The sequence below is a fragment of the Microcoleus sp. AT8-A3 genome (assembly GCF_036705675.1).
Lineage (GTDB): Bacteria > Cyanobacteriota > Cyanobacteriia > Cyanobacteriales > Microcoleaceae > Microcoleus.
Genome location: NZ_JAUBVD010000112.1, coordinates 1 through 8,087, shown reverse-complemented (window position 1 = coordinate 8,087; position 8,087 = coordinate 1). Strand labels below are relative to the sequence as shown.

The window sequence follows — 8,087 nt, the reverse complement described above, 5'->3', positions numbered from 1 at the left end:
GTTTCCATAAATGGTTGACATCTCTATCTAACCATTTCCATAAGCGGTTGTCAAGGGTTTTGCTAGCCATTTATAGAAACGGCTCCCTATTGACATTGGCACACAGCAAAACAAAAAGTGCACACCATTCCCGTGGCTGCAATTTGCGCGATGTAGCTAGAATCTCGGAATCTCGGAATTGAGGGATTGAGGGATTCTAGAAAGGAATCGGTAAATTAACTCATCTCACCCGAAGCATAGTTTACTTTGATTCCTTTACTGAGTTATTTGCCACTAACCGAGGCTTAGAAGTGCGGTTTTGTCCCCGAACTCAACAGAGTAAAGATTCGAGCGGTTTATTTACTCTGCACTTCCCGGCTCCTGGCGTTGGATTTTGGATTTTAGATTTTAGATTTTAGCTGCGAGTTTTGCGATCGGCGGCTAGGTCAAAACAATTGGTATCCTGACCTAGCCTCGGAGTTCTAGTCAATCGCTTGCAAATCCTCCCTGTTTAAGTCTGTGGTGTAACTCCCATCGGGTTTAACGCAAGGGATGCCGTTCCGGTTGCGTAAGTCGTCAACTATTAATTCCATCCCGTCCAACTGTTCCGCCCACTTAGTCCCGACATAACGTACCCGCTGGCCCTTCACAAGCCCAACATTGAGCAACAGTCGGACGCTCAAATTCTCATCCTCAGTCAACTCTGCTTTTAAAGCTTCCTTTTCTGCCAGAGAGTTTAGTACCTTCTTCCAAACTTCCCGTGCCAGCGAGCGGTCAATGTTTGCGATCGCTTTCCGCATCTCATCAGCTAACCCGCTGGCAATTTCTGCGGGAGTTGGGGGGAGTTGTGATGGATTTTCAGGACTCTGTGATGGATTTGTGCTGGCAGAACCCTTTACTGGTGCTGGGTATGCTGGATTTGCTGGATTTTCGCCACTATCCACAGGGCAAGTTGAATTTTTGGGAATTTCGGGGGGAGTTTTTTCTTGGAAATTTTCTAATCTCTGCGGATTTTCAGAAAATCCAGCATATCCAGCAAATCCAGCACTACCAGTGCTTTCAGCCAGCATCAATCCGTCACCATCCAGCATCAATCCATCACAAAACGGCATTTTGGTGACTGAGCGAGGGTAAACATTACCCGGATCGAGCAAACATCGCAGCCCTATTCCCTGGATGTAATTGCCATCTCGATCGCGGTGCTCGGTGACTGCGGCCTTCATCTGATTCTTGAGCAAGTCGCGCAAATTTTTGGAAAACCATTTTAATGTGGCTGTACTCCTGTGCCCGTTGTCCTGCTGATATTTGCAGAAATTTGCAAACAGCCAGCGGCCGGCTTCCTCAATATCACCTTGCCCGATGTATGCTTTTGCGTCGGGTTTGAGGATAACTTTTTCATCCATCCAGCCGGCGATCGGATTAGTTTCGCAAAGTTGCCGCCACTTCACCGCTGCCAGCGCCGGAACTTCCCGGTCGGTGTGCTTGATAAGTCGGGTAACTTCTTCCCGTGGGATGTCGAGCGCAAGTTTTAGAAGCCCGGGCAAGTAAGGTTCAAACTCTTTAATTAAGTTTCGGTCTTGATATTCTGGGACGCGGGTATCTAAATTAATAGTCAGTCGGCGGCGCTCATTACCGCTTGTTAGGTCGCGGCTCTCTGGCGCTTCATTGGCAGAAATTACCACCATCCCGTTAAAGATAAAGTCTTTACACTGCTGCACTCCCTTGCGTTCGTAGCGGATGGGGTCTTGCCCGGTCAATTGCTTGAGTACCGATACCTCACCTTGCCACCGCTCGGAGTCAGGAAACAGAGCTAGAATTTTGCCGTAAAACTTGGCTGTCTCAAATTGATTGTTTTCAAGATGCTTGAGTTGGCTCGATACTGTGTTGTCACTGCCGGCAAGTGCTCGGAGAATTGCCATACAGGTAGATTTGCCCGTACCGCCGCCACCAATAAATTCTATGAACCGCTGTAAATCGGCTCGACGGGTAACAACGGCCGCACAAATTGCCAGCAACACATTTGCAATATCTTGGTCGCCAGTAATTTTGAGGAAAAATTCTTTAATCGGTTCGCAGCCGACAGAGCGATCGGCCCATTTAAAAGGGAGTTGCCAAGTGAACCGATAACCCGGTTTGTGCGGTTTCAATTCTTGCGTCAGTTGATTGAGTACACCATCCCGTAGTGGAATTAACCCGGTTTGTTCGTCCCAGTCAGTAACCTCTAAGTCAGATTGGAGAATAGTTGCGATCGAACTGACATAGCCGGCCGCGAACCCTGGTAATTCTTTTGAGCGCAAGTGGGCGTGAATTAATCCCTTGACAGTTTCGCTTGTTTCAATCCCCCATAACCCTACGTGTTTAGCGCTGTAATGCCGCCATAGTTGATATTCGGATTCCCACGCCAATTTATCCCGGTAAATTTCTGCTAACTCCTCAGCAATTGCACTTGGCGGCGGTAACTCCTTCTTTTTCTTTTTGTCGCCGTTCTCAGTAGTTGTTGGCTCTTTCATCTGAGCCTCTAGATTCTTGAGCCACTGGGGATAAGGTTGAGCTTCACTCATGATTTTGTGTACCATCTCCGAGCCGTGCTTGACTTTTACATCGTCAATTTTCAAGCCTAGCTCTTTATCCCACATCGCAACTAAAACAGTGCAGCCTCTTTCCTCTAGAGCCTTAACAAGTTTTTTAACCTCAAGCCGTACTGGTCTCTTGGTTATCACGTCCATATCAAATCGGATGCGGAATATACGACCGGGAACTGCAAGCGCCGCTAAGTTTGGGACAAGTTCACCTTTCCTCTGCCACATAGCCACGCCACACAGTGCCAGCGACGGGAACCCGCAAGTTATCCCACACGCTGCCTTTTTAGTTCCCTCGTCAAGGTCAACAATGACAGAGACATCATCTAGAACCCGTTGCCAGTATTTAGCTCCTTCGGGATGCGGCAATGCGATCGCATCGTAGGGGTGCCCTTTGTCGGTGATGTATTTTCGTTCTTCCCCGTCGATTTCAATCTTTTCGTAGGGCTTAAACTGTCCGAAGGCTTGAGGCTCCATCGTTACTAAGTCAAGCCCACTACTCCACCAACCCAGAGAATACTCATCAGGATAATTTTTCCATCCGATGCGATGCGCTATGATTTTGCGGTCATTTAGCGGTTTGGAGGCCTTACGTGCGATCGCCTCTGATACTCCCGACTTCTCGCACCATTCCACCATGTGCTCTTCTGAGGGTGAGTAAGTTTGAGTAGGTTTGACTACTTCTGCACAATCTTGAGTAGATTCGGGTAATGCTTGACAAGATTGGTCAGGATTAGATACAATTGACTCACTATTAAGTGAATTTAAAGCAGAATTTGGGGTGGTCATAGTTTTTCCTTAACGAGGGGGGCGACTATGACCGCTTTGTTTTGGGGCGGGTTAACCAGGTTTAGCTGCTGAGATTGTCAAGCGCGCTAACACATTGTGATAGACTGAAATTAATTTTATGTTTTTTCTGGAGACCCGCCCACAAAGCGGTCTCTTTTTTATTGCTACCGTATTTCGATCGCAATACGAATACTTTAAGCCTAAAAGTAACTTCTTGGCAACAGGTTAATTTTTTACTATATCTTCCTTAAAATTTCATTCTGAATAGTGCAAAAAAGTCACATACCGTATTTATTGTCTTTTTAGTCAATAGCCCTAAATTTAGAGCTAAACCCAGACAGGGAAAATACTCTACTTTTCTTTAGTATCCGAGTTCAATACAGTCAACGAAGTGATAGACCACCCCCTAAAATTGGCACAGTCGGTGGTTTTCTTACTAGGTTTATTTTACTTTTTAGCTTTTATATCTCTATTTTTGTAGTGGCGTGTTTGTAAAAACTTGTTATTGCTCAGTGTGGTGCGGGGCGGGCTAATCTCAAATTGCGAGCGCTAGCCTCGTATAATCTCGTATTTACACAAACTCATATCAGTTTGTGCCGTGGAGAGGCTTGTACAGCAAGGGATTCAGCGCTATTCTAGGGAGAATGGGGAGAGTGTGTCCTCCCCCGCTGCAATCTGCCAGAAAAGTAGCTGCGAGCATGACCGAGAACCCTATAGGGTTCCAGGAAACCATCTGCATGATCTGCAGGCGCGCTCTACTTCTCTTCAGCCTCCCCGATTAAGCGCTTGTACTCAGCCTCAGCATCCTTATATTTTTGGCTTCCTCCTTTTGATACTCCCCAGATTTCAAGAATGATTTTTGCCTTGCCCCATCCCTTTGCTTTGAGTTCTAACACCCGTTCAGTTTTGTCGTTCTGAGAGGGTTGTGCATTCAAGATGGGCTTAGGAGCATAATGTGCTTCTGGGTATGTAAAGTGAACTTGTGGTGATGGATGAGAGTCGCTAGAAATTGCCTCTAGTTGGCTAATTACCTTTGTCAATGCCTTGCGGTCATTGAGTACAGGCTTCAATGTCCGAATAGCACTTCTCTCTGCTTGAGCAAACATTTCGGGAGTAGTTGTCAAAGCCAGCCAGCGGATATTGATGAGATATCCCATTGATGCTAAGAAGTCCATTTCCAATTGCCTATGGTGTCTTTGCCAGCGAACGTTTAAATCGGTAGCTCTGCCTATGTAAATGATTCTTGGCTCTGTCCCATCGTTCATAGTCACAAAATACAGTCCCGCCTCTTCAGGGAGAAAGTTTTTGTATTTAAGCGGTAGCTGCGGAAGTTGAGAAATATTTTCCCAAGTAAAACTAAGCATCCCTATTCCTCCATCAGACTTTTGAATTGAGCATAAGCTCGCTTCCAAGCTTCACTCCCTCCCTTCTTGCACTCCCACAATTTCTCGATCGTCTGGGTTTGGTTCAGTTCAGAGCGTAACTTTTGGATCAACTCTATAGCCTGTTTTTTGGTCAAGTTCAGCGCGGTGAACTTTTCCTCCTCTACCGCTAAAGCGCCGTCCTCTGGTTGGTTCAGTGGTTGAACCGTCGGTTCTACGGGTTCGGATGGTTCTGCCTCACAATCCAGAAGCCAAGCTCGCTTCAATGCTTCGATAGCTTCCTCTCGGTCTGACTCTCCAGCCAAAATTTGTTCAGCTTCCTGTTGCCGTTGCTTCTGGGAAACGTAAACCTCTGTCGAGATTTCATCAACCACATCGGCTTTAATCGCGCGGGCTTTAATTTCCTCAATCTCATTTTCCTCTGCCAACCGACGCGCAATACTACCCGCAGAAACCGCACAGGCAACCGCAGAACCGAGGCTCAAACCTTGAATTAACTTGTGCCAGCCAACACGTCGATCGAGTGCAGTTAGTGGGGCTAGCCACAGAATCAATGCACTGCCTGAAAGCACAAACATTTTTAGCTGCATAGAAACACCCCCGCACCGATCGCAATCGCAGCCATGCCAGCCAGGAGCAAAGCTTGTAAATTCTGCACTGAAATTTTGAGCCAACTAGAGATTGAAAAATCTAGCAGCCAGCACAGCCCCCAGAGAATAAAGCTTGCTGCTACCAAAAATGCGATCGCTCGGAATGACATCGGATGTAGACTCGCTATCCATCCCAGAAGGGAGGAAGCGATGCACCCGGCGACAAAGTAATTTGCCAAGTACATCGCTTTCATTAGTTCGCCCCTCCAAAAACAAAAACTTTTACTTCTCTGACAGTGCAAGGCTGCAAGTCATCAGGGTAAGCAGTCTCTAGTTGCTGGAGTGTTTCTGTCACCGATACAGGGAGATGATTATCGGAGTAAACCCGGAAAAATAAATCGCCCTGGTATCTCAGAACGTGCACATCGGTAAAGCTTTTAGAAAGTTGAGTTTGCATCAGTTAGCCCCTCCCGTCAGCTTGGCTTTAATCGCATCAATCCGAGTACGGGCATCACTGTCAGCTTTGTCGATTCCCATTCCGAGGCGAGCATAACCAGGGCGCAGCGCGTGTAATTTTTTAGCGAGGCCGGCGTTGGCCCGCAGTTTGCCTAATTCATTTTCGGCAACCGCTCCCTCATATTTCCTGTGGGACTTATGCACCGATTTGTCCGCTTCCTCAATCTTGGTCAAAGCAGAGTAAGCGCGCTTAGATTGTCGAGCGCCGTCGGTTTTTTCCTTGGCAAGCTCTTTCAGTTTGTCGGCTTGTTCCCGATCGAAGTAGCGCGGGGCCGGTACCACGGGAATCGATCGGATAGACCCAAAATTACCGGGATTTGTGGGACTGATTGCACCCGCGTCGGTTGCTGCGAGTACACGAGATTTGTCTATGGCGTGGTTGCCGTCGTTTGTGCTGGCAAGTTTCCCGCCGTCGGAATTACCGCCCCCGAATAGTCGAAGCTGTAGTGACATCTATTTACCTACCTGAATTGTGATTTTTACCTGTGGAAGTAAGTTGAGAGAATTTACTCTCGGAAAAACTGAGAAAAATAGCACAGCAAAAGTTACGCTTGCCAGTGCGAGCGCCAGAAATTGCTGCAAGTCAACCCATTGCATCAAACTAATCTGATGTGGGCTTTCATTAGAAGCAGTCGCTACCGTGTTAGAAGTGATTTGAATCTTTGGCTCGAATTCCAGCCCATGCTTGGTCAGCAGCGCTTCCCAAGTTTTAGTTGCCGTGAGTTTTCCGAACTGCCTTGCATCTTCATCAGTCAGCAGACAGTCATAGGCAAGCTGCCGTAAACGGTCTATGCGACGGTTGCCATTGCCAAACCCGACCGCATCAGTATTAAGAGTTGCGATCGACCTCGAAAGGCGATCGTCACGTTGTGTCATATTTATTAGGCTCCAAACGTTGATGGTTAACGGTTTGGGGAAGACCTAGCTACTTCAGTGTTGTCAGCACTGGGTAGTTGGGCATATCAAAACTTCCTTACCTCTAAGAATACAGCTTTATACTGCTACCGCGTCAACAGGCAATTGTAAAGTTTTCGCACGCCCTGGTGTTGAAATTTGAGGGATGCCCTGAAGTTAATCAGGGCGGTAGCTTCCTAATTTCCCGATGTGCTCAGGACTCTTTCATTATCTGTGCCATTCTGCGAGAAATTCTCTCGTGTCGCGGTTGCCACCAAGCTAGATGCCACGCTTTTAGCTCGAGCTCACAGCGGTTTAGTATTCTCGATTCATCATCAATAAAGCGCCGCTTGCCCTCACCGCGTCCGTCCGGCCAAACTTTGAAGCTGTACCAATTACCGCAGCGGTCAAGTTCAATTTTATTCATCCTGAGTTCCCTCTAATATTTTCCTGATTTTCGATACTAGGCCATTAGGTAGCTTGGCTTTAGCGGGTAGCAGAGATTTGAAGAGGCTTAGGAGTTCGCCGGATTTCTCGGTCAAGTCGGGGAATCCTCCGGCAGTGGCTGATTTTTGTTTTAGGTCGGAGAGTTCTGTTTCTACTTCTTCCCGATCGACGCGCTCTTGCGTGAGTCTGGTTTGCAAGATTTTTAAATCCTCTTTCGATTTGTGGATAATAGCGCTGCTAGATTCTAAGAGCTTGGTGTACTCGGATTGAGAGGCTTCTAGCTCATCCCGCAATTTTTGCTTCTCCGATTTGTGTATCCCGATTTCCCAGTCGAGCCTATTTCTATCAGCCTCCAATTCTTTAAAAGATTCTCGCAGCGTGGCATATTCTCGCTTTATCGCATCGTGCCTATCCTCAAACTCATCACGATTAGCCTCAATCATAGCTATCTGAAAATGGGCATCGGCTAGTGCTTCCTCTGGGGTGAATCCATAAATAGCAGCTTGTGCTAAAGCTTCCTCTGGTGTGGTTAGAGCGTGACTAACCGTTTCTATAAACGGAGAGATGTCGCCATGCCGTTGTTCTAGTGTTTCCTTATCATCTGTCTCTACCGTTTCTATAATCGGTGAGACTTGAGGCTTAACCATTTCCATAAGCGGAGTAGCACCATCTGCTAGCGCTTCTAAATAGTCGTTTCGGGATACCCCTACTCTTGCCGCCGTATCCGCTAGCCATTGCCAAGCATCATCAGTCAAGTTCACCGATCGTATTTTGCGGGGTGTCTCGGACTTGGGGGCAAACTTACCCGATATGTTCCGTGCTTTGTTCATTGCCGTTTCCATAAATGGTTGACATCTCTATCTAACCATTTCCATAAGCGGTTGTCAAGGGTTTTGCTAGCCATTTATAGA

8 protein-coding genes are annotated in these 8,087 nt (G+C 47.2%); all 8 read right to left on the bottom strand.

Translation table 11 applies throughout. The features are described from left to right. Positions 1-461: 461 nt before the first annotated feature. The 8 genes from QUB51_RS29690 to QUB51_RS29655 all read right to left on the bottom strand — a co-directional run bounded on the left by QUB51_RS29690 (position 462) and on the right by QUB51_RS29655 (position 8,006). Positions 462-3,347 carry a DUF3854 domain-containing protein gene (locus QUB51_RS29690; RefSeq protein WP_333264464.1) on the bottom strand — a complete coding sequence of 962 codons (2,886 nt, stop codon included), beginning with the start codon at positions 3,345-3,347 and terminating at the stop codon, positions 462-464. 755 nt (positions 3,348-4,102) lie between these two features. Then, positions 4,103-4,711 carry a hypothetical protein gene (locus QUB51_RS29685; protein WP_333264480.1) on the bottom strand — a complete coding sequence of 203 codons (609 nt, stop codon included), beginning with the start codon at positions 4,709-4,711 and terminating at the stop codon, positions 4,103-4,105. 2 nt (positions 4,712-4,713) lie between these two features. Beyond that, on the bottom strand, positions 4,714-5,319 hold the full coding sequence (locus QUB51_RS29680; protein WP_333264477.1) for a hypothetical protein: 606 nt from the start codon (positions 5,317-5,319) through the stop codon (positions 4,714-4,716). Next, positions 5,310-5,573: a hypothetical protein gene (locus QUB51_RS29675; RefSeq protein ID WP_333264475.1), complete on the bottom strand. Its 264-nt coding sequence runs from the start codon at positions 5,571-5,573 to the stop codon at positions 5,310-5,312. Before QUB51_RS29675 ends, QUB51_RS29680 begins: the two co-directional genes overlap by 10 nt. After that, positions 5,573-5,776 carry a hypothetical protein gene (locus QUB51_RS29670; protein WP_333264473.1) on the bottom strand — a complete coding sequence of 68 codons (204 nt, stop codon included), beginning with the start codon at positions 5,774-5,776 and terminating at the stop codon, positions 5,573-5,575. Before QUB51_RS29670 ends, QUB51_RS29675 begins: the two co-directional genes overlap by 1 nt. Next, the gene (locus tag QUB51_RS29665) at positions 5,776-6,288 is read right to left on the bottom strand and encodes a hypothetical protein (RefSeq protein WP_333264471.1); all 513 of its coding nucleotides are present in this window, start codon (positions 6,286-6,288) and stop codon (positions 5,776-5,778) included. The genes QUB51_RS29670 and QUB51_RS29665 overlap by 1 nt, the downstream gene beginning before the upstream one ends. Next, positions 6,289-6,711, bottom strand: a complete 423-nt coding sequence (locus QUB51_RS29660; RefSeq protein WP_333264469.1) for a hypothetical protein — start codon at positions 6,709-6,711, stop codon at positions 6,289-6,291. It abuts the gene before it with no gap. 437 nt (positions 6,712-7,148) lie between these two features. Continuing rightward, positions 7,149-8,006, bottom strand: a complete 858-nt coding sequence (locus QUB51_RS29655; protein WP_333264466.1) for a hypothetical protein — start codon at positions 8,004-8,006, stop codon at positions 7,149-7,151. Positions 8,007-8,087 lie beyond the last annotated feature (81 nt).

Bases quoted from the DNA above. Each gene is read 5' to 3' on its own strand.
- QUB51_RS29690 (WP_333264464.1), bottom strand. From the start codon at position 3,347: ATGACCACCCCAAATTCTGCTTTAAATTCACTTAATAGTGAGTCAATT.
- QUB51_RS29655 (WP_333264466.1), bottom strand. From the start codon at position 8,006: ATGAACAAAGCACGGAACATATCGGGTAAGTTTGCCCCCAAGTCCGAG.
- QUB51_RS29665 (WP_333264471.1), bottom strand. From the start codon at position 6,288: ATGTCACTACAGCTTCGACTATTCGGGGGCGGTAATTCCGACGGCGGG.
- QUB51_RS29685 (WP_333264480.1), bottom strand. From the start codon at position 4,711: ATGCTTAGTTTTACTTGGGAAAATATTTCTCAACTTCCGCAGCTACCG.
- QUB51_RS29670 (WP_333264473.1), bottom strand. From the start codon at position 5,776: ATGCAAACTCAACTTTCTAAAAGCTTTACCGATGTGCACGTTCTGAGA.
- QUB51_RS29675 (WP_333264475.1), bottom strand. From the start codon at position 5,573: ATGAAAGCGATGTACTTGGCAAATTACTTTGTCGCCGGGTGCATCGCT.
- QUB51_RS29680 (WP_333264477.1), bottom strand. From the start codon at position 5,319: ATGCAGCTAAAAATGTTTGTGCTTTCAGGCAGTGCATTGATTCTGTGG.
- QUB51_RS29660 (WP_333264469.1), bottom strand. From the start codon at position 6,711: ATGACACAACGTGACGATCGCCTTTCGAGGTCGATCGCAACTCTTAAT.